This is a genomic window from Nocardia sp. NPDC050175 (genome assembly GCF_044459885.1).
In the GTDB taxonomy this organism is placed as follows: Bacteria; Actinomycetota; Actinomycetes; order Mycobacteriales; family Mycobacteriaceae; genus Nocardia.
Map to the genome: position 1 here is coordinate 514,371 of NZ_JBITJI010000002.1, position 22,196 is coordinate 536,566.

The following is a 22,196-nucleotide window of genomic DNA, read 5'->3' on the forward strand; positions in this document are numbered from 1 at the left end:
GCTCACCCGATTGTCAATAGGGTGAGCCAATACCGGTGCAACGTCGTTATCGGGTTCCGGTAGCGTGAGCAGGCATCTATCCGCCGATTCGGTTTGGAGCTCTCCCCGAAAATGACTGAACAGACCCCCAGTGGTGGTGCCTCTTACGCCGCGGCAGGCGTGGATATCGAGGCAGGTGACCGCGCAGTCGAGTTGTTCGGGCCATTGGCGAAGAAGGCGAGCCGACCCGAGGTTCAGGGCGGCCTCGGCGGGTTCGCCGGGCTGTTCGCGCTGAAGGGCGGCTACCGCGAACCACTACTCGCCGCGTCCACTGACGGGGTCGGCACCAAGATCGCGGTCGCACAGGCGATGGACAAGCACGACACCGTCGGCCTCGACCTGGTCGCCATGGTCGTCGACGACCTCGTCGTGTGTGGCGCCGAGCCGCTGTTCCTGCAGGACTACATCGCCATCGGCAAGGTGGTTCCGGAGAAGGTCGCCGAACTGGTCTCCGGCATCGCCGAGGGCTGTGTGCGGGCCGGCTGCGCGCTGCTCGGCGGCGAGACCGCCGAACATCCCGGCCTGATGGACCCCGACGATTACGACCTGTCCGCGACCGGTGTCGGCGTGGTCGAGGCCGACGCGGTGCTCGGCCCGGACCGGGTGCGGCCCGGTGACGTGGTCATCGCGATGGGCTCGTCCGGCCTGCACTCCAACGGCTACAGCCTGGCCCGCAAGGTGCTGCTCGACATCGACCGGATGTCGCTCACCGGGCACATCGAGGAGTTCGGCCGCACGCTCGGCGAGGAACTGCTCGAGCCGACCCGGATCTACGCCAAGGACTGCCTCGCGCTGATCGCGGAGACCGATGTGCGCACCTTCGCGCACGTCACCGGCGGCGGACTGGCCGCCAACCTGGGCCGGGTGCTGCCCGCGGGCATGGTGGCCGAGCTGGATCGCGGCACCTGGAACCCGGCGCCGGTGTTCAAGATGATCGCCCAGCGCGGCCGGGTCGAGCGGGTCGAGATGGAGAAGACGTTCAACATGGGCGTCGGCATGGTCGCCATCGTCGCCCCCGAGGACGTCGACCGGGCACTGGCCGTGCTGACCGCCCGGCACATCGAGTGCTGGACCCTCGGCACCGTGAAGAAGGCCAAGGATTCCGACGCCCTGCGTGCGGTTCTGGTGGGCGAACACCCGCGGTTCTGAGACCGGTACACAAACGCAAACCAGCGTCCCGCATCGTTTAGATGCGGGACGCTGGTGTGTTGTAAGGCTTTTCGGCGTTATCCGTCAACGCGCGGCTACGCGAGAAAGAGGAGGCACGCTGACCTCCCCTTTCGAACGTTGCTTCGAGTCAGCGGCGCCAGTCGTCGTAGTCGTCCTCTTCAAATTGGGTAGAGGACTTGTCCGCGTCGTGCTCATCGGACAGCACACCACTCCGTTGGGAGTGGGGGCTACCCGAAAGCTCGCGCTGAAGGCTCGCGAAGTCGCTCGGCGGGCTGCTGTACTTCAGCTCGCGTGCGACTTTGGTCTGCTTTGCCTTAGCCCGGCCACGGCCCATGGCTGACCCCCTCGCGTCACTGCGGGGCGGCCTGGGGTTTGGTTGGCGGCCCCGTTCGAATTAATACTCTTCCTGACAGACACTTTAGCGTGTGTCCGGCCGTCCCGCTTCCAGGAGTGGGTGAAGAACCTCCGAAGTGGTTCCGTTTGCCCGTTTGTCGCCCTCGGTCCGCGCGGTCAGAGCACCCCGGGGATCGCCCGAATCACGCCGACCCTGGCCCCGCCGCCGAGCACCGCGGGGGCCGCGAGCGCGGTGTGCGCGTCGGTCCAGTCGACGCCGATCCGGCGCAAAATAGCCAGCGTCAGGGGGATTCGGGCCCGGTCGCTGCCGTCCTCGATCTTGTATGCGAAGGCCGTTCCGTCGGGCAGCGCACCCGCGTGCACTCCGTCCGCACCGATCTTGCAGACCAGTCCGGGGGTGGCCTGCATGGTCAGCAGATCGGGTGCGTTGGTGCCGGAAATCACTCGCGGATGGGCGCGAATGGCGTCGGCGACGCGGCGCTCCGGCGCGTCGGCATCGGCGGTCGCCATGGTGGCGAACACCCGGGCCAGGTTCACCAGCGACACCGGAATGATCGGCAGGCCACAGCCATCGATGCCGAGATCGGTCTCGGGTTCGCCGGTGAGGTCTGCGACGGTGGCGATGACCGCCTGCTGCAGCGGATGCGCCTCGTCGAGATAGCCCTCGGTCGGCCAGCCGTTGATCGCGCAGGTCGCCAGCATCGCGGCGTGCTTTCCAGAGCAGTTCATGTAGATGCGGCGCGGTTCGTGCGAACCCGAAAGCACGGCCGCGCGCGCCTTGTCGTCGACCGGCAGATCCGGCGGGCACTCGAGCGACTTCTCGTCGAAGCCGAAGCGGTCGAGCAGCCTGCGCACCAGCGCGACGTGGTCGGGCTCGCCGTAGTGCGAGGCGGTCGCGATGGCCAGCTCGGCGTCGTCGACCGGCTCGAACCCGTGGCGCAGCAAGGTGATCGCCTGCATCGGCTTGTTGGTCGAGCGGGGGAAGATCGGCAGATGCACCTCGCCGAGGGCGAGCGTCGGCTCACCGGTCGGATCGAGGATGACGGCCGAGCCGCGGTGCACGCACTCGCGGAAGCCGGAGCGGACTACTTCGACCAGTTCCACACTCACAGTTGCGCTCCCGTGTCGAGTTCGGCGCCACGTCGCGTGGCCTGACTTACTGGTTCGTCGGCGCGGCGGGCTGCGGCGCGGTCGGCGTTGGTGTGCCTGCGGGCATGGCGTTCGATCTGCCTGCGCGCGTCGTCGGACAGGGTCGGCTCGGCGGCGAGCAGGATCGCGAGCAGGTCCGGGTCGTCGCCGGTGAACAGGTCACGAACGGTGATGCCGTGGTCGGGGACGTGCACCACCGACACCGGGTCGCCCGCGCCGATCGTGCCCTCGGTGAGCACGCGCAGGTAGGCGCCGGTGTCGCCCTGCCTGGTGAATCGCTTGACCCACTGGGCTTCTCCGCTCCAGTGCTGGAAGGTGGCGCACGGCACCCGCGGCGCGCTCACCTCGAGCAGCGTGTCGCCGATGGCCCAGCGGGCGCCGAGCACCGCGTCGCTGACCGGCAGGCCCGCGATGCGCAGGTTCTCGCCGAACCAGCCGACGGGCAACTCCCGATCGAGCTCGCTGCCCCAGCGCCGGGCGTCCTCGTCGGCGAAGGCGTAGACGGCCTGGTGCACGCCGCCGTGGTGCTTGGTGTCGCACACGTGATCGCCGTCGAGACCGAGCGTGCGCACCGGTACCCGGCCCGGCATCGGGCGCTTGTCGATGGCTGTCTTGCCGACCCGGCCCGGGACGTCGAGCTCGGCGTGCACCACACACACGGCCAGCACCTGGCCGGAATCATCAGTTCGCATCGGAGTCACTCCTCTCGTCACGTAGTCGGGCGCTGTCGGGAATTCGGGGTGGAGAGTGCGTCGCTGAACGCGAGGCCTGTGCCCCTTCGGTATTCGATGCTCATGGCCGCTGGTCAGCGTCCGCGGAGCCGATCGACGGCGAGCCTGCCCGCCTGGGGTTCGTCGTCCGAGGGCACCGAGTCCGGGTCGATGGCGGCGGCGGCCGGCCCGGCGGTCAGGGCGGTGTCGGCGGGGACGGTGCGTTTGATCAGCGCGAGCGCGATCGGACCGAGTTCGTAGTGGTCGATGACGGTGCCGAGGCGGCCGATCGCGCGGCCGCCCGCGGTGATGTCCGCGCCGATCTCGGGGCGCTCGTCGGCCGAACCGTCCAGGTGCAGCAGCACCAGGTGCCGCGGCGGCTTGCCGAGGTTGTGCACCCGCGCCACGGTCTCCTGGCCGCGGTAGCAGCCTTTGTCCAGATGCACGGCGCCGAATTCGGCGACCCCGCCGATCCAGCGGGCCTCGTGCGGGATGGTGCGTTCGTCGGTGTCCAGACCGATCCGCGGTCGCACGGCGGCGACCCGCAGCGCCTCGAAGGTCCACATGCCCGCCGGTTCGGCACCGGCCTCGGTCAGCCGGGTCCACCACTCGGCGAGTTGCGCGCGGGGGATGAGCAGATCGAAGGAGTCGGCGGTCGGCCACGGCATCCGCCGCAGGAATCCGCCGCCGGGCAGTGCGACCGCCTCGTAGGTGCCGGGCAGGGTCGCGACGCCGATGGCTGCGATGACCTCGGCGGCCTTCGCGCCGAGCAGGCTCAAGACCGCGTACTCGGCCTCGGTCGGTTGAGCGTCGGCCCAGAAGACCATCTTCTTCAGGAAGTCCAGCAGCGCCGGGCCACGGTCGCCCTCGGTGTCGATCCAGACCGTGCTGTCCAACTCGGTGAGCACAAAGTGGTTCAGCACCCGGCCGTTGAGGTCGAGGTCGAGGTTCTCCGCCGACTGCCCGTCGCTCAGCGCGGCGATGTGCTGGCTGGAGATGGTGTGCAGCCAGGTCAGCCGCTCGGCGCCGGTGATCTGGAGGACGAAACGATGCGAGCGATCGATGACTGCCGCGCGGTCTACCGCGGCGCGTTGTTCACCGAGCGGATCGCCGTAGTGCCACGCGACGGCGGCATCGGGGGAACCCGGCGCTCCCGCGACGGCTCCCGAAACAGCGAGGATAGGGCTGGGCGCAACGACCACGGACACGTTTCCACTGTAGGCGGGGTCGGCGCGGGGTGCCGGAACCGGGGCTGCCGGGAGCGCTTGCGAACGCGCGGACCCGAGGCCGCCGGGAGGCGTTCGTGAAGTCGCGCTCGAGTCGTGTTAGTGAACCTGAAGGGGCAGGTTGTAAAAGATGCCGCGAAGTCTGCCGTGACCTAGGCGAGACATTGCAACACCGCCTAGTCTCGACGCATGGTAGATCGGGTTCTTGTCTCTCTCGACGGCGCGGTCCGGGATGCGGACGCGCCGTTGTTGTATGCGGACGACATCGGCGTATTGCGTGGCGACGGTATTTTCGAAACGGTGCTGGTGCGCGCGGGCAACGCGTGCGCGATCGAATTTCATCTAGGCAGGCTGCGCCGCTCCGCGCAGGCGCTCGATCTGCCCGAGCCCGAGATCGGGCGCTGGCGCGAGGCCGTCGAGCGGGCCGCGAAGGAGTGGGGCACCGACCGCGAAGGCGTGATGCGGCTGGTGCTGACCCGGGGGCGCGACAGCGAGCTATCCGGCGTGGCCGAGAAGGTGACGAGCGGCGATCTGGCCGCCGCCGTTCCGGTGCCCACCGCGTATGTGCTCGTGCTGCCGGTGCCGGATCGGGTGCAGAAGGCGCGCACCGAGGGCGTCTCGGTGGTGACCCTGTCCCGCGGCATCTCGATCGATCTGGCGCAGGCCGCGCCGTGGCAGTTGCTCGGCGCGAAGACGCTGTCCTACGCGTCGAACATGGCGGCGCTGCGGTTCGCGGCGCGGATGGGTGCCGACGATGCGATCTTCACCAGCACCGAGAACCGGGTACTGGAAGGTCCGCGCTCGTCGGTGGTGATCGCGCGGGACAAGCAGCTGATCACCCCGCCCGCGAAGAACGGTGTGCTGCCGGGCGTCACCCAGCGCGCGCTGTTCGCCGAGGCGGAGAAGGCCGGGTGGGAGTGCGTCTACAAGTCGCTGTTCACCGCCGACCTGCTCACCTGCGACAGCGTGTGGATGATGTCCAGCATCTCGCTGGCGGCGCGGGTGAATTCGCTGGACGGGCTGCGGATGTCGGCGCCGGACAACGCGCAGGAAATCATCGATCTGGTTGATCGCGGTATCGAGCGAGCGGGCGCTATCGGCGATTGGTGACTTGCCCGCAGCGAACGGTGACTGCCCGCACCGGACGCTGACGGGGGAGTCTGCCGGCGTGATGTGCGTCCTACTCGCATGGCCTCGGGGTTCGGCGAGCTCGGAAAACCGCAGCTGACGGCCGATCGAGCCGGTGTGTCGTGGTGTAGGACTCATTGTTCTGGACCGCCTCCGACGTACTATTACTACGTAATGTCGTAGACGACGAGGAGGTCGTGGCCGATGAGTGAGCGCAGCGAGCGAACCAGAGGCACAGCCGCCTCGGCGGTCATGACGGAGCCGCGCGTCAGCGAGGAGCAGTCATGAACGCCCTGGACATCTCTCGATGGCAGTTCGGCATCACGACGGTCTACCACTTTCTGTTGGTGCCGCTGACTATTGGACTCGCTCCGCTGGTCGCCGCCATGCAGACGGCCTGGGTGATCACCGGGAAGGATCACTGGCTTCGACTGACCAAGTTCTTCGGCAAGCTTTTTCTGATCAACTTCGCGCTCGGCGTGGCCACCGGCATCGTGCAGGAGTTCCAGTTCGGGATGAACTGGAGCGAGTACTCGCGCTTCGTCGGTGACGTGTTCGGCGCGCCGCTCGCGCTGGAGGGTCTGGTCGCCTTCTTCATGGAGTCGACCTTCCTCGGGCTGTGGATCTTCGGCTGGTCCCGATTGCCGAAACTCGCGCACCTGGCGACGATTTGGATGGTCGCGATCGGTGTGAACGCGTCGGCGTATTTCATCGTCGCCGCGAACTCGTTCATGCAGCATCCGGTCGGGGCGCGGTTCAACCCGGAGACCGGGCGGGCCGAGCTCAACAGCATCGTCGCGGTGCTCACCAACAACACACTGCTGGCGGCCTTTCCGCACGTGGTCGCCGGATCCTTTGTCACGGCAGGCACTTTCGTGGCTGGCATCGCGGGCTGGTGGATGGTGCGCAAGGCGCGCAGCGGGGATGCCGCCCAGTTGGCGGAGGCGCGCACCATGTGGCGGCCGGTGGCGCTGGTCGGCATCTGGGTGATGATGGTGTCGCTGGTCGGCTTGTTCTTCACCGGTGACACCCAGGGCAAGCTGATGTTCGAGCAGCAGCCGATGAAGATGGCCTCGGCGGAATCGTTGTGCCACACCGAAACCGATCCCGATTTCTCCATTCTGACGGTCGGCACGCACAACAACTGCGACAGCGTCGCGCACGTGCTCGAGGTGCCGGTGGTGCTGCCGTACCTGGCCAAGGGCGAATTCAGCGGCGTCACCCTGCCCGGCGTGGTCAACCTGCAGCAGGAATACAACGAGAAGTACGGCGTCGGCGACTACCGGCCGAACCTGTTCGTCACCTACTGGTCGTTCCGCGCCATGATCGGCCTGGCGGCGGGCTCGGCCCTGCTGGCCCTGGCCGGACTGTGGCTGACCCGCCGCGGCCGAGTGCCGAACCAGCGCTGGTTCTCCTGGCTCAGCGTGCTGATGATTCCGACGCCGTTCCTGGCCAACAGCGCGGGCTGGGTGTTCACCGAAATGGGCCGCCAGCCTTGGGTTGTCGCGCCCAACCCGACGGGCGATCTGAACCTGCGGCTGATGGTGCAGCAGGGCGTCTCGAACCATTCGGCCGGCGTGGTGCTGTTCTCGCTGATCGTCTTCACGCTGCTGTACGGCTCGCTGGCGGTCGTGTGGTTCTACCTGATGCGGCGCTACGTGATCCACGGCCCTGATCCGGCGGCGGTGGTCGCCGACGGGCCCGACGACACCGGTGGCCCGGGTAGGCATCGCACTGAAGAGCCTGCCGTCGAACAACTTTCGTTCGCGTACTAGGGAGCCGACGATGAGTCTGCAAGAGTTCTGGTTCGTGCTGATCGGGGTGCTGTTCACCGGGTACTTCGTGCTGGAGGGCTTCGACTTCGGGGTCGGGATGCTGATGCCGATCCTCGGGCGGGGTTCCGATACCCGAAGGCGGGTGGTGCTCAACACGATCGGTCCGGTATGGGACGGCAACGAGGTGTGGGTGATCACCGCCGGTGGCGCCATGTTCGCGGCGTTCCCCGAGTGGTACGCGAGCATGTTCTCCGGCTTCTATCTGGCACTGCTGTTGCTGCTCGTCGCGTTGATCCTGCGCATCTGCGCCATCGAATATCGCGGCAAGATCAACGACCCGCGCTGGCGGGCCCGCTGCGACCTCGGCATCGGAATCGGTTCCTGGATACCGGCACTCGCGTGGGGCTGGGTCTTCGCCAATATCGTGCGCGGGGTGCCGCTGAACCAGAAGAAGCAATTCGCCGGTTCGGTGTGGGACCTGCTCGGCCCGTACGCCCTGCTCGGCGGGCTGACCACCGCGCTGCTGTTCGCCTTGCACGGCGCGGTCTTCCTCGGACTGAAGACCGGCGGCGAGGTGCGCGACGACGCACAGCGCACGGCCAAGCTGCTGCTGGTGCCGACGGTCGTGGTCGTCGGCGTGTTCGGATTCTGGACGCAGCTGGCCTACGGCACCGGATGGACGTGGATTCCGTTGGCGCTCGCGGTGATCGGGCTCGCCGCGACCGCAGTCTCGGTGTTCGCCGACCGCGACGGATGGGCCTTCCTCGGCACCACCGTCACGGTGGCGGCGGCGACCACGCTGCTGTTCGGGTCGCTGTTCCCGAATGTGCTGCCCTCCACCATCGATGCGGCGTTCAACCTGACCATCCACAACGCGTCGTCCACCCCGTACACGCTGAAGGTGATGAGCTGGGCGGCGGTGCTCGTCACGCCGGTCGTGCTGGTCTACCAGGGCTGGACGTACTGGGTGTTCCGCAAGCGGATCACCGTCGACCAGATCCCCGCACCGGTCGGCTTGCCGCTGGGACCCGTGAAGGACTGAGCTATGGCCCGCCCGCCGATCGATCCGCGCCTGTGGCGGTATGCCCGCTCGGCCCGTCGCTACCTGGCGCTGAGTGTCGCACTGTCCGTGCTGATCACCGGATCGATCGTGGTCGCGGCGGTCATGCTGGCTTGGGTGCTGGCCGGGGTCGTCACCGATCCCGGTCAGCGCACGCTCGGTGCGTGGACGACGGAGCTGCTGGTACTCGCGCTCGCCGTCGCCTGCCGGGTGCTCGCCACCTGGCTGCAATCGCGGCTGGCGCATCGGGCCGGCGCGGGCGTGGTGGCGGAGCTCGAAACCGCCGTACTCACCGCAGGTGCGCAGCTGCCGCCGCGGGAACTCGAAAGCCGCAGAACCGAACTCGCGGTGGTGGTCGGCACCGGATTGTCCGGGCTGCGCGGATACTTGATCGGATACGTTCCCGCCCTGCTGCTTGCGGTCCTGGTGCCACCGATCGTGTTGGCGGTCATCGCGATCCACGATCCGGTCTCGGGGCTCATCGTGGTGATCACGTTGCCGTTGATTCCGGTCTTCATGATCCTGATCGGGCTGCTGACCCAGGGGCGGGCCGAGGCGACACTCGCCGCCACCACTCGGCTGTCGGATCAACTGCTCGATCTGTTCGCCGGGATGCCGACGCTGCGGGCCCTCGGGCGGGAGCGCGGCGAATCGGCTCTGCACGAACGGGATTCGAGACCGGACAGTGGCGTCGCTGGGAGTTCCGCACCGGGCGAGGATGATCCCTCGGCGATGCGCGTCGGCACGATGGCGCACCGCGTGCGCGAGCTCGGCGATGCGTTGCGGCAGCGGACCATGCGGGCGCTGCGGATCGCGTTCCTGTCCTCGATGGTGCTGGAGCTGCTAGCGACGCTGAGCGTGGCGCTGATCGCGGTGTCCATCGGCCTGCGGCTGGTGTACGGCGAGATGAGCCTGTACGCGGGCCTGGTTGCGCTCGTGCTGGCTCCGGAGGTGTATCTGCCACTGCGGATGGTGGGCGAGCGTTTTCATGCCGCACAGGACGGAATGGCGGCTGCCGACAAGGCCTTCGCCGTCCTCGAATCCGTGCCGGAATCAACAGATTCCCGCGACCGGACCAGCGATGCCACCGAGCCGTGGCGCTGTGCCGGAGTCGTCCGGCTGCACGACCTTTCCGTCGCCGCGCGCAACGGCTTTGCACCCGAAGGGTTGTCGGCCGAACTGCGCCCAGGTGTGGTGACGGTGCTCGCCGGACCGAACGGCAGCGGGAAGTCGACGGCGGCACAAGCGATCCTCGGCCTGATCGTGCCCGACCGCGGGGCGGTGACCGTGGACGGCGTCGACCTGCGCGACCTGGGTCAGGACGAATGGTGGGCACACGTGGCGTGGCTGCCACAGCGACCGGTCCTGGTACCCGGCACCTTGCGCGAAAACCTGGAACTGTTCGGCGCGCGGGCCGACTCGCCGACCGCCCACGGACCTACCCGCGTCGTCGACGACCTCGAAGCCGCCTGCGTGGCTACCGGATTCGACACGGTGCTGGACGAGTTGCCCGACCGCTGGGACACCGTGGTCGGCCCCGGCGGCGTCGGCCTGTCCCTCGGCCAACGCCAGCGACTCGCACTCACCAGAGTCTTGGCCGCCGACCGCCCGATCTTGCTCCTCGACGAGCCGACCGCCCACCTCGACCCCGACAGCGAAACCGCAGTCCTCGCGGCCCTACGCCAGCGCGCCCGAGCCGGCGCCACCGTGATCGTGATCGGCCACCGCCCAACGATTCTCGCCGCAGGCGAGCACGTGATTCAGGTGCGCGCCGCCGCCAACGATCCAGCAGAGGTGACGGTCTGATGATCGTGATGGGCAATTCGGCTGCGTGGCGGCCGCATTCGAAGTGGTCTCGCATCGTTGCTGTGCGTGCCGCAGCGGACGAGCTGTGGGCCGCGGTGGACGATCGTGGCGTGGTGCGGCGATGAGCGCGGCGTCGGACGGCGGGCTTACGTTGCGCAGCGACCTGCGGCGGATGTGGGTGTTGCTCGAGCTGTCCCGATGGCGCGTCGTGGTGGCTGTTGCCTGGGGCGTGCTGGCGCTCGGCAGTGGGCTCGGGTTGGCTGCGCTGGCGGCGTGGTTGATTGCTCGGGCATGGCAGATGCCGCCGGTGCTGGACCTGAGTATCGCGGTGGTGACTGTGCGGGCACTCGGGATTTCGCGTGGCCTGGCCCGGTATCTGGAACGGTTGGCCACCCATGATGTCGCGTTGCGGGCGATGGCGACGGCGCGCACCACGGTGTATCGGACGCTGGCCGGATCCGACTTCTGGTTGCGCAGGCCGTCCGGTCGGCGGTCGGCTGCGGGGCGGTCCGGCGATACCGGGCCGCTGCGGCGTGGTGATCTGCTTGTCCGAATCGGCAGCGACATAGACGATCTCGGCGCTGTCGTGGTTCGAGTGTTCGTTCCGGTCGCGGTCGCTGTCGTGTTGTCCGCGATCGCGATCGGCCTGCTCGCCACGATCTCGGTGGGTGCGGCGGCGATTCTGGCGGGGGCATTGGCGCTTTCCGGGATTCTCGCCCCCTGGCTGTCGGCGATGGCCGCGCGCGAAGCGGAGCAGGCCGTGCGCGTGGACCGGGCGGAGTTCACCGCGCAGGCCCTCACCGTGCTCGACCACGCGGCCGAATTGCGCGTCGCGGGGCGGCTGGACGCGGCACTCGACGCCGCTAGCGAGGCCTCTCGACGCGCGGTCGCGGCGGAGGACAAAGCGGCTGCCCGCAGCGCGTGGTCGGCGGCGGCCACCCCGCTCTCGATCGGCGCAAGCGTGCTGGGAGCGTTGCTGATCGGCATCACCCTGTACGGTCCGTCCGGCGGTGCGCCGGGTACGATGACACCGATGGCGCTGACCGTGCTTGTCCTGCTGCCACTTTCGGCCTTCGAGGCCGTCGGCCCGCTTCTCGCCGCGGCGCAGTCGCTGACCACCGCTCGGGCTGCGCTGCATCGGCTGATCCGGCTCGACGGCGGCACCCGCGGTGCCGGGATCGTCGGCAGTCGAGCAGGTGATGATTCGCTCGAAGTGCGACTGTCCCAACAGCTTCCGGAGATCCCCACGGGCCGTCGGATCGCGGTCGTCGGCCCGAGCGGCGCAGGAAAGACCACGCTGCTGATGAAATGGGCGGGCCTGTTCGATACCCCCCGAACCGGCGTCACTTTCTTCGCCGAAGACGCCCACCTGTTCGGCACCTCGGTGCTGGAGAACTTGCGCGTCGCGCGCGGCGACGTCACCGCGGAAGAGGCCGAAACCGCGCTGCGCACAGTGGGACTCGGCGACTGGCTGGACTCGCTGCCCAAGGGCATACACACCGATCTGGTCGGTGGCGCCGCCGCTGTTTCCGGCGGGCAACGCCGCCGCATCCTGCTCGCCCGAGCGCTCGTCTCGCCGGCCCGAGTGTTGCTGCTCGACGAACCGACCGAACACCTCGAAGCCGAGGCGGGCGCAGACCTGTTGTGCGCCTTGCTCGATGCGGACAGCGGACTGGTCGAACCCGATCGAACTGTGGTCGTCGTCACACATCAACTTCCGCCGGGCAACCGCGCCGACGTGATCGTCCGGGTCGACGCATCCGCCCAGGTCACGACCGATTTCGCGGACCGGGGAGTCCCCACTTCTGCCCACCGAGAAATTCCGTTGCCGACTTGCTGACTCGTGGCTACATTCGTTTGTACACAGGAAGGAGGTGGTTCAAAGAATGTATGTTCAAAGGACGCGTGAGGTGGCTGCGCGCTAGCGCCACCGCTGCAGGTGATTCGCCGCGCGAGCGTTAGCGAATTCCACGCAGTCACCCGGCCCCCGAGCCCCCGTTTGAGTCCGAACGGGACCCGTACGTCTAACCCGCGTACCGGTAAGGCTCGGGGGTCGTTCTTTGTCCGGGATCGGTCAAACTTCGTAGTGGCCCGGATTAAACGATCAGCCGATGTAGCGCTGGAGGCGAGCTGAGAGGCGAGGCTCCAAGGGGCCGTCGGCTACGACGCGCTCCTCGACATAAGCCAGGTCGCCGCCCTCGACGATGCCGTAGAGACGCTTCGCGCCGCCGACGACGATGCCGGACTGGCTGCGGATGACCACGTCGGTGGCGAGCTCCCAGGAGGACTGGGTGAGGGCCTGGCCGTAGAAGAGCTCGACGATGCCGGTGCTGTGCGTGAGCAGCAGCTCGATGACCTCGTCGTTGCCGTCGATGCCGACCCGCCAGAAGCCGCTCTCGCGCAGATCGGGAGCGTTGTAGGCGCCCTCGCTGTCGAGCACCCAGGAGCGGGACTCCCAGGACAGATAGTCGCCGCCGTCGTGCGCCACGATGATCTGCTGGCCGAACCGGTAGTCACCGGTCTCCGGATGGTTGCCTTCGCCCTCGCCGCGCCACACGCCGACCATGGGCAGCAGCGCGAGCATGGAGGAACTCAGATCCGGCCCGAGTCGCAGGTTCGCGGTGTCCTCGGGCAGCGGCAGATCGGGCAGCACCGGAATGTTGCGGGCACCGGTCGACTTCGCCCGCTCAACGGCCTCGGACACGGCTTGATCGCCGCTGCGGCGACCAGCCGAATCGGCGGAGCCGTTGCCGTTCAGTTGTTCACTCGCTTGCTCGGCCGGATTGGAACCTTCGCTCGCGAGATCACTCATGCCTGAGCCTCGCTGGCGCTCACCTCAGGCATGTGCGATGCACGCTGCGACATGATTCGCTCGCCGCGCTCGCTCATGATTCGGTGAACAGCCGGTAGAAGACGTACAGGCCGAACCAGCCGATGAGGATGGCGACGGCCACCAGCAGAATCTCGAAGAAGAGGACCACATTTGGAGTCTAACGACAACCCGCCCCGGATACGCAGACGACCCCGGTGCTTCCCGTCATAGGCGGCTTCGGACATTCGTCCTCACAAGCGCTCCTAGGGAAGCAACCGGGGCCGTTAGCTGCGTACGGTTGTCTTACTTGGCGACCGCGACGTCCACGGGGTGGATGCCCGCGCCTTCCGGACGAACCTCCGCCGAGCCGTTACCGGCCGAGGAGAGCGCCCGCAGCGTCCACGCACCCGGCGCGGCGAAGAAGCGGAAGTCGCCGGTGCCGGAGGCGACGACCTCGGCGGTGAAGTCACCGTTGCCGTCGAGCAGGCGCACGAACGCGCCGCCGACCGGCTGACCGTCGATGCTCAGGACACGGCCGGTGATGACCGTCTCCTTCTCCACATCGACGCCGGCGGGAATGGCCTGACCCTGGGTAGGTGCTGCGCACATGTTGTTTACGCTCCCAACTCGATCGGTGCACCGACGAGGGAGCCGTATTCGGTCCAGCTCCCGTCGTAGTTCTTGACATTGCTGTGGCCGAGCAGTTCCTGCAGCACGAACCAGGTGTGCGAGGAACGCTCACCGATGCGGCAGTAGGCGATGGTCTCCTTCTCGCCGTCCAAGCCCGCCTCCTTGTAGATCTCGGTGAGCTCGGAGTCGGACTTGAAGGTGCCGTCCTCGTTCGCGGCCTTGCTCCACGGCACGTTGATGGCGGTGGGGATGTGGCCGGGACGCTGGCTCTGCTCCTGCGGCAGGTGCGCGGGCGCCAGGATCTTGCCGGAGAACTCGTCGGGCGAACGAACGTCGACCAGGTTCTTGGTGCCGATGGCGGCGATGACCTCGTCGCGGAACGCGCGGATGGTCACGTCGGGGGCGGCGGCCTTGTACTGGGTGGCCGGGCGGTTGACGCCGTCGGTGGACAGCGGGCGGCCGTCGAGCTCCCACTTCTTGCGGCCACCGTCGAGCAGCTTGACGTTGTTGTGGCCGTACAGCTTGAAGTACCAGTAGGCGTACGCGGCGAACCAGTTGTTGTTGCCGCCGTACAGGACTACCTCGTCGTCGTTCGCGATGCCGCGCGCCGAGAGCAGGTCGGAGAACTGCTCCTGGTTCACGAAGTCACGACGAACTTGATCCTGCAGATCCTTCTTCCAGTCGAGCCGGACGGCACCTTCGATGTGGCCACCGTCGTAGGCGGAGGTGTCCTCGTCGACCTCGACGAAGACGATGCCGGGGGCGTTGAGGTTCTCTTCGGCCCAGTCCACGGAGACCAGGACATCGGAGCGAGCCATGTTGTTCCTTTCAGAGATGACTTGCGGATCAGTTCGGTGCCGGGGACGGGGTAATCCGGCGGAAACGGGCGACCAGGGGATAGATCTGGCAGCCCAGGCAAATCCCGAACGCCGCGTTCAAGAACGCGGCGAACAGGGCAAAGCCGGCGAAGACCGCGCCGACAACTGTGGAGCCGAGCGCGAAGCCCAGCAGGCTGACCACGGCGAAGACCAGGCCGAGCAGCTGCGCGAACTTCAGCGGCGGCACGGGTTCGGTCTCGGTGGTCGGGGCCACCCGCGGCGCGACGAATTTCGCGTACAGGCGGCCGTACGGATGCTTGCGCGGACCGTAGGCGGCGCCAACCGCGAAGACGACGGCCTGGATGGCAATGAGTATCGCGGCGGCGACGGGGGAGAAGATGGCGGCGATCAGCACCAGCACGAGGACGGCGGTGGTGACCCACGCGGCGAAGCGGGGTCCGCGAACATCGACCTGCCCGTTGGCAATTGGCTGATTCGGCGAAGTATTACGGATTTCTGTGGACATTGTGCGTACTCCTGCGCTGGATGCGACTGATGGCTGGAAAATTGCCAGTTCGCCGGGGGATCAACGAGATCACTCGCACGGCGGACACAGGTCGGCGTCAGGAAATCTGAGAAAGCCGACCGCTCAGCGGCACAGGCAGCAACAACCACCGAGGCGGCACAGGTCAACTGTGCGGCGTCGGGTGAGCATCAGCTCGTGGTTGTAAAGCACGAATGCAGTTTACCTAATCGGGCGGGAGAAAAGGACCCCGGGTTGATCACAGCTTTCCGAGGAACCTGTCAAGGCCGCTAAGCGGCGATGGTCAGCGGCTCGAGCGCGGAACGCAGATCGGTCACCTTCGGCACGCCGGAGATCCGAAAGCGTTCGCGGCCTTCACTATCGAAGACGAACGTGGTCGGCAACGAGAGCACGTTCAGTTCCTTGGCGAGCACCGGCTCGGCGTCGATGTCCACCTCGATGTCCAGCGGCGGCTGCGGCGACTCGGCCAGCTGCCCGGTGACATCGGCGACCACACGGCGCACCGCGGCACAGGGCCCGCACCAGTCGGCGGAGAAATGCAGCACGGCCGGACCGGATCCCGTCACGCCGACCGACGCCAGCAGATCGGCCCGCACCGACTGGGTTTCGGTGTCAGAGCGCTTGCGAGTCGCGGATGCGCGAGGCCGCACGTCGGCCACGCGGACCTTGCCGTCGCGGCCACGCAGCACCAGGCCGACCGCCAGCGCGGCCAGCAACATCACTGCGAGGATTGTGATTTCGATCATGGTTGCTGCAATCGGTCGAGGTCGATCGTCACGTTCACACCCTTGCCCTCCGCCACGATCCACCCGCCGTCGGCACGCACCTTGGTGGGATGGACACCGAACGGCAATTCCTTGATGTCGATAGTACGGGTGAATCGCGCGAGCACCGCGGGACGAATGGCCTCGGGGATGGCCGCCTCCGGGATCGTCTTCTCGTTGCCCGCCTGCGCGCAGAAGCCCGTCGCGACGACCTTCACCTGGTCACCGTCGAGCGACAGGTCGGCCTGGACGAACACCTTGCTGCTGCCGTACTGGGTGGTCGGCAGTTCCGGCAGGCTGCCGAGCAGGCACAGCGGCTCGTCGCCGGTCGAGGTCATGCCGGACCCGCCCGATCCGCCGGTGCCGTCGGATTTGTCCTGCTGCGGGCCGCGCACCTGCAGGTCGGGGATGGTGAACAGCCTGCCGAGCTCGGTCGGTCCGATCCGCAGCGAGCTCGCCACCTGCTCCGCGGGCACGTTGCGCAGGCTGCCGTCGACCAGATCGTGCAGGGGTATCCGCACGCCGGTCAGGTTCGCCTCGAATTCGTATTCCCCGGGCGTATGCGGAAGGTTGCCGCTCGCCCTGATCCAGACGTCGTCGTAGCGTCCGCCGACCGCCTGGCCGAGGAACGAAACCCCGCGGATGGCCACCGCTGGATCGGCGGGGAGATCGGCGCCCTGGCGTAGCGCGCGCGAGACCCGATATTCCGAATAGGCCGCGACGCTGAAATCAATGACTACTGCCAGTCCCGCGAGAATCAGCAGCCCGATGATGAGCTTGCGCATTGCTGAACCTTATCGGGAGGGCGGGCTACGGTGCATTTCTGGTATCAGACATATCACTCGGCGGGACTCGGCTACCCGGATGGCGAGGTCATCGGGGTTGACGCGCTAATCTTGCATCCGAATTACCTGTGATCAGCGACGTGGCCCCCGGCAGTGCGGCTGTTGTCCTCGGAGCTACAAGATGGGAGGAGAGCTTGTGGAGCTGCTCCTGCTGACCTCCGACCCCAACCCCGACGCGGTGTTGCCCTCACTGTCGTTGCTGGCGCACAACGTGCGTCCGGCGCCGACCGAGGTCTCTTCGCTGCTGGAAGCGGGCACCGCGGACGTCGCACTGGTCGACGCGCGCACCGACCTGGCCGCCGCGCGCGGCCTGTGCAGGCTGCTCGGCAGCACCGGGTCGTCGGTGCCGGTGGTCGCCGTGCTCACCGAGGGTGGCCTGGTCGCGGTGAACGCCGACTGGGGACTCGACGACATCCTGCTGCCCGGCACCGGCCCGGCCGAGCTCGACGCCAGGCTGCGGTTGCTCGTCGGCCGCAACGGCGGCGTGGCCAGCCCGGAGAACTCCGGCAAGATCACCCTCGGCGAGTTGGTGATCGACGAGGGCACCTATACCGCCCGCCTGCGCGGGCGCCCGCTCGATCTGACCTACAAGGAATTCGAGCTGCTCAAGTACCTCGCGCAGCATGCGGGCCGGGTGTTCACCAGGGCCCAGCTGCTGCAAGAGGTGTGGGGCTACGACTTCTTCGGCGGCACCCGCACCGTCGACGTGCACGTCCGGCGGCTGCGCGCCAAGCTCGGCACCGAGTACGAATCGCTCATCGGCACCGTGCGCAATGTGGGCTACAAGGCGGTGCGGCCGTCGAGGACGGCAGCCAAGGGAGAATCGGTCCCAGTCCCGGAGGACGACCCGGAGGGCACGGACGACGCGCCGCTCGCTCCGGTCAACGGCTCGCTGCAGTGAGCTCGGTGGCCCCGCCGCCCAATCCGAAACACCGTCACGTCATTATGTGTTCGCGTCGCGTTCAGCGCGCCCGGCACGGTGTTCGAAGCGCAGCGACGGGGCCGCATCTCGGCCTGTCGCTGTCGCGAAATGCAGGGCTACGCAATGACGTTGTCCGGGTAGGTATCCCGCTCGGGATACCGCGCAGCGCGAGGAATGGAGCCCGATGAACGGCGTGGCAACACAGTGGACCGAGCGGCTGGATTCGGCTGCGGCCGCTGATGTTCGGCAACTGCTCGAACGCGCGGTCGGCACCGACGGTGTCGCCCCCGTCTCCGAGCAGGCGGTCCTGTCGCTGAGCGCGGGCGATGACCCCGCGGTGCGGCATCTGATCGCCCTGCGCGACGACGTGATCGCGGGCTACGCGAATCTGGTTCCGGCGCACGGCGAACATCCGGCGATGGCCGAAGTCGTCGTCGATCCGCCCGCGCGCGGGCAGGGGATCGGCACCGGCTTGGTCGCCGCGGCACTCACCGAGGGCGGTGCGGGCACCCGGGTGTGGGCGCACGGAAATCTGCCCGCCGCCACAGCGGTTTCCCAGCGGCTCGGCCTGGCCACCGCGCGCGAACTGTGGCAGATGCGCCGTCCTCTGGCAACGCCTGAGCTACCGGAAATTGCCGCGCGTGGCCGAGTGACCATTCGCACCTACGCCGGGCCGTCCGACGACGCCGAATTGCTGCGGGTGAACAACGCCGCTTTCGCCTGGCATCCGGAGCAGGGCGGCTGGACCGAACGCGACATCGAGGCGCGCCGCGCCGAGTCGTGGTTCGACCCGAAGGGGCTGTTCCTCGCGACCGATACCGCCGAGCCCGGCCGCGTCCTCGGATTCCATTGGACCAAGGTGCATTACGACGAGAACCCGCCCGTCGGCGAGGTCTACGTAGTAGGCATCGACCCGGCCGCGCAGGGCCGCGGACTCGGTCGCCTGCTGACCCTGGTCGGCCTGCATCATCTGCGCGATCGCGGCCTCGCCGAAGTGCTGCTCTACACCGAGGCCGACAACACCGCCGCCGTGCACACCTACACCCGGCTCGGGTTCACTCCCGCGCACGTCGATGTCGCCTATTCGGCGGCCTCAGCTGAATAGCTGGTGCCCCTTCGGGGGTGTCTGAGTAAAACTGCGGCAAATGTCACACATAACGGGCTCAATCGCGCTTGGCTGTTCACCTGTAGTTCACTCAGTTCGGTCCAACTGTCAACCCCGTGACTTTACGTTGATTGGTGGGCAGCCCACGGCTGCCTGGTGCGCAAGTTCCCCGCGAACAGCACCACATCACCCGTCCGGGCCGGTGAGGGACCGGGCGAGTTGGACGCCTTTCCGGAGGAATAGTGAATCTCAAGCGCAGCAGCGCCCTCGTTGGTGTGCTGGCCGTTGGTGCCATGACGCTCGCCGCCTGTGGCAGCGACGACAACACCAGCACCAGCAACAACGGCGGCACCACTGCCAAGTCGGACATCGCCTGCGGTGGCAAGAAGGCGCTCAAGGCGAGCGGCTCCTCCGCGCAGAAGAACGCGATGGACCGCTTCGTCGCGGCCTACGAGGCCAACTGCGGCGGCAACACGCTGAACTACACCTCGAGCGGCTCCGGCGCCGGCGTCAACGAGTTCGTCGGCGGCCAGACCGATTTCGGTGGTTCCGACTCGCCGCTGAGCGCGTCGAAGGGCGAGACCACCAAGGCACAGGATCGCTGCGGCGCCCCGGCCTGGAACCTGCCGACCGTGTTCGGCCCGATCGCGATCACCTACAACATCGACGGCGTCTCCGACCTCGTGCTGGACGGCCCGACCGCCGCCAAGGTGTTCAACGGCGCCATCACCACCTGGGACGCCCCCGAGATCAAGGCGCTCAACCCGAGCGCCAAGCTCCCGTCGGACAAGATCTCGGTGATCTTCCGCAGCGACGAGTCGGGCACCACCGACAACTTCCAGCTCTACCTGGACGCGGCGTCGGACGGCGCCTGGGGCAAGGGTGCGGGCAAGGCGTTCGCCGGCGGTATCGGTGAGGGTGCGAAGGGCAACGAGGGCACCTCGGCCGCCATCAAGAGCACCAAGAATGCGATCACCTACAACGAGTGGGCATTCGCGAAGTCGCAGAGCCTGTCCATCGCGCAGATCGTCACCTCGGCGAGCAAGGACCCGGTCAAGCTGACCGCGGCCTCCGCGGGCAAGTCCATCGACGGCGTGAAGGTCAAGGGCGAGGGCAACGACCTGGTGCTCGACACCAGCTCGTTCTACAAGCCCACCGAGGCCGGCGCGTACCCGATCATGCTGGCCACCTACGAGATCGTCTGCTCGAAGTACAACGATGCCGACGTCGCCAAGGCGGTCAAGGCGTTCCTGACCTCGGCGACCACCAACGGCCAGAAGGGTCTCGACGAGGCCGGGTACGTCCCGATCCCGGACAAGTTCAAGACCCGCCTGACCACCGCAATCAACGCCATCTCCTGATCGCACAAGTCGCAAAGTAATGACCGTGCACCCTGAGGTGACCGCCGCGGGCTCGTCGGATTCGACGGGCCCGCGGACGGCCGGAGACATTGCCCCCATGTCGAGTGATCCGAGCACCGAGCCGGCCAAAAAGGCTCGCCCCGCCCAGAGCAATCGGGCCGAGACCATCTTCCGGTCTCTGGCCACCGCTTCGGGCGCGACCATCGTCGCCGCCATCGCGCTGATCGCGCTGTTCCTGCTGATTCGCGCGGTGCCGTCGGTGCTTGCGAACGACGCGAACTTCCTGACCAGCACGGAGTTCAACACCACGAACGCCGACCACCTACGGTTCGGCATCCGTGACCTGTTCATGGTCACGGTGCTGAGCGCGGTGTTCGCGCTGGTGATCGCGGTGCCGATCGGGGTGGGCATCGCGCTGTTCCTGACGCACTACTCGCCGAAGACCCTGGCGCGGCCGTTCGCGATGCTGGTCGATCTGCTCGCCGCGGTGCCGTCCATCGTGTTCGGCCTCTGGGGTGTGCTGGTACTCGCGCCGCGGCTCGAGCCGGTGGAACGATTCCTGAACGAGAAGCTCGGCTGGTTCTTCCTGTTCTCCGACGGCAACGTGACCATCTCCGGTGGCGGCACCATCTTCACCGCGGGCGTCGTGCTCGCGGTGATGATCCTGCCGATCATCACCTCGGTCTCGCGTGAGGTCTTCAACCTCACCCCCGCCGCGCACATCGAGGCCGCGCACGCGCTGGGCGCCACCAAGTGGGAGATGGTCCGGATGACCGTGCTGCCCTACGGCCGCAGCGGTGTGATCGCCGGTTCGATGCTCGGCCTCGGTCGCGCGCTCGGTGAAACCATCGCGGTGCTCGTCGTGCTGCACACCTCGGCGAAGGCGGGCGGCTGGTCACTGTTCGACGGCGGCTACACCTTCGCCTCCAGGATCGCGGCCTCGGCTTCGGAGTTCAGCTCACCGCTGCCGACCGGCGCCTACATCGCGGCAGGCTTCGTGTTGTTCGCGCTGACCTTCGTCGTCAACGCGCTGGCGCGGCTCGCCGCGGGCGGAAGGGTGAACGGGTGATGACAACGACAACGCTCGACAAGCCGATCAAGGCGCCGACGTTCCGTGACGTCAGCACCAGCCGCAAGATCCGCAACAACCTCGCGACCGGCGTGGTCTGGCTGTGCTTCGCGGTCGCGCTCATCCCGCTGGTCTGGGTGCTCATCATGGTGGTGAGCAAGGGCTTCGAATCCGTTGCCTCCCTTGACTGGTGGCAGAAGTCGCAGAAGGGCATCCTGCCCGATCAGTCCGGTGGCGGCGTGTACCACGCCATCTACGGCACCATCGTGCAGTCGGCGGTCGCTGCGGTGATCGCGGTGCCGCTCGGCATCATGGCCGCCGTCTACCTGGTCGAATACGGACGCGGCTGGCTGGCCAAGACCACCACGTTCATGGTGGACATCCTCGCGGGTGTGCCGTCCATCGTCGCGGCGCTGTTCATCTTCGCGCTGTGGATCGCCACCTTCGGCGCACCGCAGAGCGCGTTCGCGGTGTCGCTGGCATTGGTACTACTGATGCTGCCGGTCGTGGTGCGCAGCACCGAGGAAATGCTGAAGCTGGTGCCGGACGAGCTGCGCGAGGCGTCCTACGCGCTCGGCGTCCCGAAGTGGAAGACCATCGCACGGATCGTGGTGCCGACCGCGCTGCCCGGCATGATCAGCGGCATCCTGCTCGCCATCGCCAGGGTGATGGGTGAGACCGCGCCGGTGCTCGTGCTCGTCGGCTACAGCAAGTCGATCAACAGCAACCTCTTCGACGGCAACATGGCCTCGCTGCCGCTGCTGATCTACCAGGAGCTGGCCAACCCGGAGCCCGCGGGCCGGGCCAGGGTGTGGGGTGCGGCACTGACGCTGATCCTGCTCATCGCGCTGCTGTACGCGGCGGCCGCGGTCGTCAACAAGCTGCTCACGCGGAATCGATAGGAAATTC

The 22,196-nt window shown here is 67.5% G+C and carries 21 protein-coding genes; 11 read left to right on the forward strand and 10 right to left on the reverse strand.

Translation table 11 applies throughout. From position 1 onward, the window contains the following. Positions 1-111 precede the first annotated feature (111 nt). A complete protein-coding gene (gene purM / locus ACIBK2_RS07965; RefSeq protein ID WP_150403869.1) occupies positions 112-1,188 on the forward strand; it encodes a phosphoribosylformylglycinamidine cyclo-ligase in 1,077 nt (358 codons plus the stop codon). 148 nt (positions 1,189-1,336) lie between these two features. Here the strand turns inward: purM and ACIBK2_RS07970 are convergent, their stop codons facing one another. From ACIBK2_RS07970 to ACIBK2_RS07985, 4 genes are all read right to left on the reverse strand, one after another. After that, positions 1,337-1,543: a DUF3073 domain-containing protein gene (locus ACIBK2_RS07970; protein ID WP_357379521.1), complete on the reverse strand. Its 207-nt coding sequence runs from the start codon at positions 1,541-1,543 to the stop codon at positions 1,337-1,339. Between the two features lie 176 nt (positions 1,544-1,719). Beyond that, positions 1,720-2,673 carry an asparaginase gene (locus tag ACIBK2_RS07975; RefSeq protein WP_396964886.1) on the reverse strand — a complete coding sequence of 318 codons (954 nt, stop codon included), beginning with the start codon at positions 2,671-2,673 and terminating at the stop codon, positions 1,720-1,722. Continuing rightward, positions 2,670-3,404 carry an MOSC domain-containing protein gene (locus ACIBK2_RS07980; RefSeq protein WP_396964888.1) on the reverse strand — a complete coding sequence of 245 codons (735 nt, stop codon included), beginning with the start codon at positions 3,402-3,404 and terminating at the stop codon, positions 2,670-2,672. Before ACIBK2_RS07980 ends, ACIBK2_RS07975 begins: the two co-directional genes overlap by 4 nt. A 113-nt stretch (positions 3,405-3,517) precedes the next feature. Next, positions 3,518-4,630 carry a YgfZ/GcvT domain-containing protein gene (locus ACIBK2_RS07985; RefSeq protein WP_396964890.1) on the reverse strand — a complete coding sequence of 371 codons (1,113 nt, stop codon included), beginning with the start codon at positions 4,628-4,630 and terminating at the stop codon, positions 3,518-3,520. Positions 4,631-4,837: 207 nt separating this feature from the next. Here ACIBK2_RS07985 and ACIBK2_RS07990 point away from each other — a divergent pair, with 207 nt between their 5' ends. From ACIBK2_RS07990 to cydC, 5 genes are all read left to right on the forward strand, one after another. Beyond that, positions 4,838-5,758: an aminodeoxychorismate lyase gene (locus ACIBK2_RS07990; protein WP_150403874.1), complete on the forward strand. Its 921-nt coding sequence runs from the start codon at positions 4,838-4,840 to the stop codon at positions 5,756-5,758. A gap of 302 nt (positions 5,759-6,060) precedes the next feature. Further along, on the forward strand, positions 6,061-7,551 hold the full coding sequence (locus ACIBK2_RS07995; RefSeq protein ID WP_396964892.1) for a cytochrome ubiquinol oxidase subunit I: 1,491 nt from the start codon (positions 6,061-6,063) through the stop codon (positions 7,549-7,551). A gap of 10 nt (positions 7,552-7,561) precedes the next feature. Further along, positions 7,562-8,593, forward strand: a complete 1,032-nt coding sequence (gene cydB / locus ACIBK2_RS08000) for a cytochrome d ubiquinol oxidase subunit II (RefSeq protein WP_396964894.1) — start codon at positions 7,562-7,564, stop codon at positions 8,591-8,593. A 3-nt stretch (positions 8,594-8,596) separates the two neighbouring features. After that, entirely contained in the window at positions 8,597-10,417 is a 1,821-nt protein-coding gene (locus ACIBK2_RS08005; protein WP_396964896.1) for an ABC transporter ATP-binding protein/permease, read from the forward strand. Positions 10,418-10,538: 121 nt separating this feature from the next. Then, positions 10,539-12,257 carry a thiol reductant ABC exporter subunit CydC gene (cydC, locus tag ACIBK2_RS08010; protein ID WP_396964898.1) on the forward strand — a complete coding sequence of 573 codons (1,719 nt, stop codon included), beginning with the start codon at positions 10,539-10,541 and terminating at the stop codon, positions 12,255-12,257. A 264-nt stretch (positions 12,258-12,521) separates the two neighbouring features. Here cydC and ACIBK2_RS08015 read toward each other — a convergent pair whose 3' ends face one another. The 6 genes from ACIBK2_RS08015 to ACIBK2_RS08040 form a co-directional block, all read right to left on the reverse strand. Continuing rightward, the gene (locus ACIBK2_RS08015) at positions 12,522-13,229 is read right to left on the reverse strand and encodes an FABP family protein (RefSeq protein WP_396964900.1); all 708 of its coding nucleotides are present in this window, start codon (positions 13,227-13,229) and stop codon (positions 12,522-12,524) included. Between the two features lie 303 nt (positions 13,230-13,532). Then, positions 13,533-13,838, reverse strand: a complete 306-nt coding sequence (locus tag ACIBK2_RS08020; protein WP_396964902.1) for a DUF1416 domain-containing protein — start codon at positions 13,836-13,838, stop codon at positions 13,533-13,535. Between the two features lie 5 nt (positions 13,839-13,843). Then, entirely contained in the window at positions 13,844-14,677 is an 834-nt protein-coding gene (locus ACIBK2_RS08025) for a sulfurtransferase (protein ID WP_396964904.1), read from the reverse strand. A gap of 28 nt (positions 14,678-14,705) precedes the next feature. Continuing rightward, the gene (locus ACIBK2_RS08030; RefSeq protein ID WP_396964906.1) at positions 14,706-15,203 is read right to left on the reverse strand and encodes a DUF4395 domain-containing protein; all 498 of its coding nucleotides are present in this window, start codon (positions 15,201-15,203) and stop codon (positions 14,706-14,708) included. 287 nt (positions 15,204-15,490) lie between these two features. Beyond that, positions 15,491-15,967 carry a thioredoxin family protein gene (locus tag ACIBK2_RS08035; protein ID WP_396964908.1) on the reverse strand — a complete coding sequence of 159 codons (477 nt, stop codon included), beginning with the start codon at positions 15,965-15,967 and terminating at the stop codon, positions 15,491-15,493. Then, on the reverse strand, positions 15,964-16,770 hold the full coding sequence (locus ACIBK2_RS08040; protein ID WP_396964910.1) for a DUF2993 domain-containing protein: 807 nt from the start codon (positions 16,768-16,770) through the stop codon (positions 15,964-15,966). The genes ACIBK2_RS08035 and ACIBK2_RS08040 overlap by 4 nt, the downstream gene beginning before the upstream one ends. 196 nt (positions 16,771-16,966) lie before the next feature. On the opposite strand from ACIBK2_RS08040, the gene ACIBK2_RS08045 reads away from it, so the two are divergent. From ACIBK2_RS08045 to pstA, 5 genes are all read left to right on the forward strand, one after another. Then, entirely contained in the window at positions 16,967-17,731 is a 765-nt protein-coding gene (locus ACIBK2_RS08045; RefSeq protein WP_396964912.1) for a winged-helix domain-containing protein, read from the forward strand. Between the two features lie 205 nt (positions 17,732-17,936). Next, the gene (mshD, locus tag ACIBK2_RS08050) at positions 17,937-18,857 is read left to right on the forward strand and encodes a mycothiol synthase (protein ID WP_396964914.1); all 921 of its coding nucleotides are present in this window, start codon (positions 17,937-17,939) and stop codon (positions 18,855-18,857) included. Positions 18,858-19,099: 242 nt separating this feature from the next. Beyond that, positions 19,100-20,218, forward strand: a complete 1,119-nt coding sequence (gene pstS, locus ACIBK2_RS08055) for a phosphate ABC transporter substrate-binding protein PstS (RefSeq protein WP_396964916.1) — start codon at positions 19,100-19,102, stop codon at positions 20,216-20,218. Positions 20,219-20,315: 97 nt separating this feature from the next. Then, positions 20,316-21,287, forward strand: a complete 972-nt coding sequence (gene pstC, locus ACIBK2_RS08060; RefSeq protein WP_396964918.1) for a phosphate ABC transporter permease subunit PstC — start codon at positions 20,316-20,318, stop codon at positions 21,285-21,287. Then, a complete protein-coding gene (gene pstA, locus ACIBK2_RS08065) occupies positions 21,287-22,189 on the forward strand; it encodes a phosphate ABC transporter permease PstA (protein WP_396964920.1) in 903 nt (300 codons plus the stop codon). The genes pstC and pstA overlap by 1 nt, the downstream gene beginning before the upstream one ends. Positions 22,190-22,196: the final 7 nt, after the last annotated feature.

Bases quoted from the DNA above. Each gene is read 5' to 3' on its own strand.
- purM (WP_150403869.1), top strand. From the start codon at position 112: ATGACTGAACAGACCCCCAGTGGTGGTGCCTCTTACGCCGCGGCAGGC.
- ACIBK2_RS07970 (WP_357379521.1), bottom strand. From the start codon at position 1,543: ATGGGCCGTGGCCGGGCTAAGGCAAAGCAGACCAAAGTCGCACGCGAG.
- ACIBK2_RS07980 (WP_396964888.1), bottom strand. From the start codon at position 3,404: ATGCGAACTGATGATTCCGGCCAGGTGCTGGCCGTGTGTGTGGTGCAC.
- ACIBK2_RS07990 (WP_150403874.1), top strand. From the start codon at position 4,838: ATGGTAGATCGGGTTCTTGTCTCTCTCGACGGCGCGGTCCGGGATGCG.
- ACIBK2_RS07995 (WP_396964892.1), top strand. From the start codon at position 6,061: ATGAACGCCCTGGACATCTCTCGATGGCAGTTCGGCATCACGACGGTC.
- cydB (WP_396964894.1), top strand. From the start codon at position 7,562: ATGAGTCTGCAAGAGTTCTGGTTCGTGCTGATCGGGGTGCTGTTCACC.
- ACIBK2_RS08005 (WP_396964896.1), top strand. From the start codon at position 8,597: ATGGCCCGCCCGCCGATCGATCCGCGCCTGTGGCGGTATGCCCGCTCG.
- cydC (WP_396964898.1), top strand. From the start codon at position 10,539: ATGAGCGCGGCGTCGGACGGCGGGCTTACGTTGCGCAGCGACCTGCGG.
- ACIBK2_RS08015 (WP_396964900.1), bottom strand. From the start codon at position 13,229: ATGAGTGATCTCGCGAGCGAAGGTTCCAATCCGGCCGAGCAAGCGAGT.
- ACIBK2_RS08020 (WP_396964902.1), bottom strand. From the start codon at position 13,838: ATGTGCGCAGCACCTACCCAGGGTCAGGCCATTCCCGCCGGCGTCGAT.
- ACIBK2_RS08025 (WP_396964904.1), bottom strand. From the start codon at position 14,677: ATGGCTCGCTCCGATGTCCTGGTCTCCGTGGACTGGGCCGAAGAGAAC.
- ACIBK2_RS08030 (WP_396964906.1), bottom strand. From the start codon at position 15,203: ATGTCCACAGAAATCCGTAATACTTCGCCGAATCAGCCAATTGCCAAC.
- ACIBK2_RS08035 (WP_396964908.1), bottom strand. From the start codon at position 15,967: ATGATCGAAATCACAATCCTCGCAGTGATGTTGCTGGCCGCGCTGGCG.
- ACIBK2_RS08040 (WP_396964910.1), bottom strand. From the start codon at position 16,770: ATGCGCAAGCTCATCATCGGGCTGCTGATTCTCGCGGGACTGGCAGTA.
- mshD (WP_396964914.1), top strand. From the start codon at position 17,937: ATGAACGGCGTGGCAACACAGTGGACCGAGCGGCTGGATTCGGCTGCG.
- pstC (WP_396964918.1), top strand. From the start codon at position 20,316: ATGTCGAGTGATCCGAGCACCGAGCCGGCCAAAAAGGCTCGCCCCGCC.
- pstA (WP_396964920.1), top strand. From the start codon at position 21,287: ATGACAACGACAACGCTCGACAAGCCGATCAAGGCGCCGACGTTCCGT.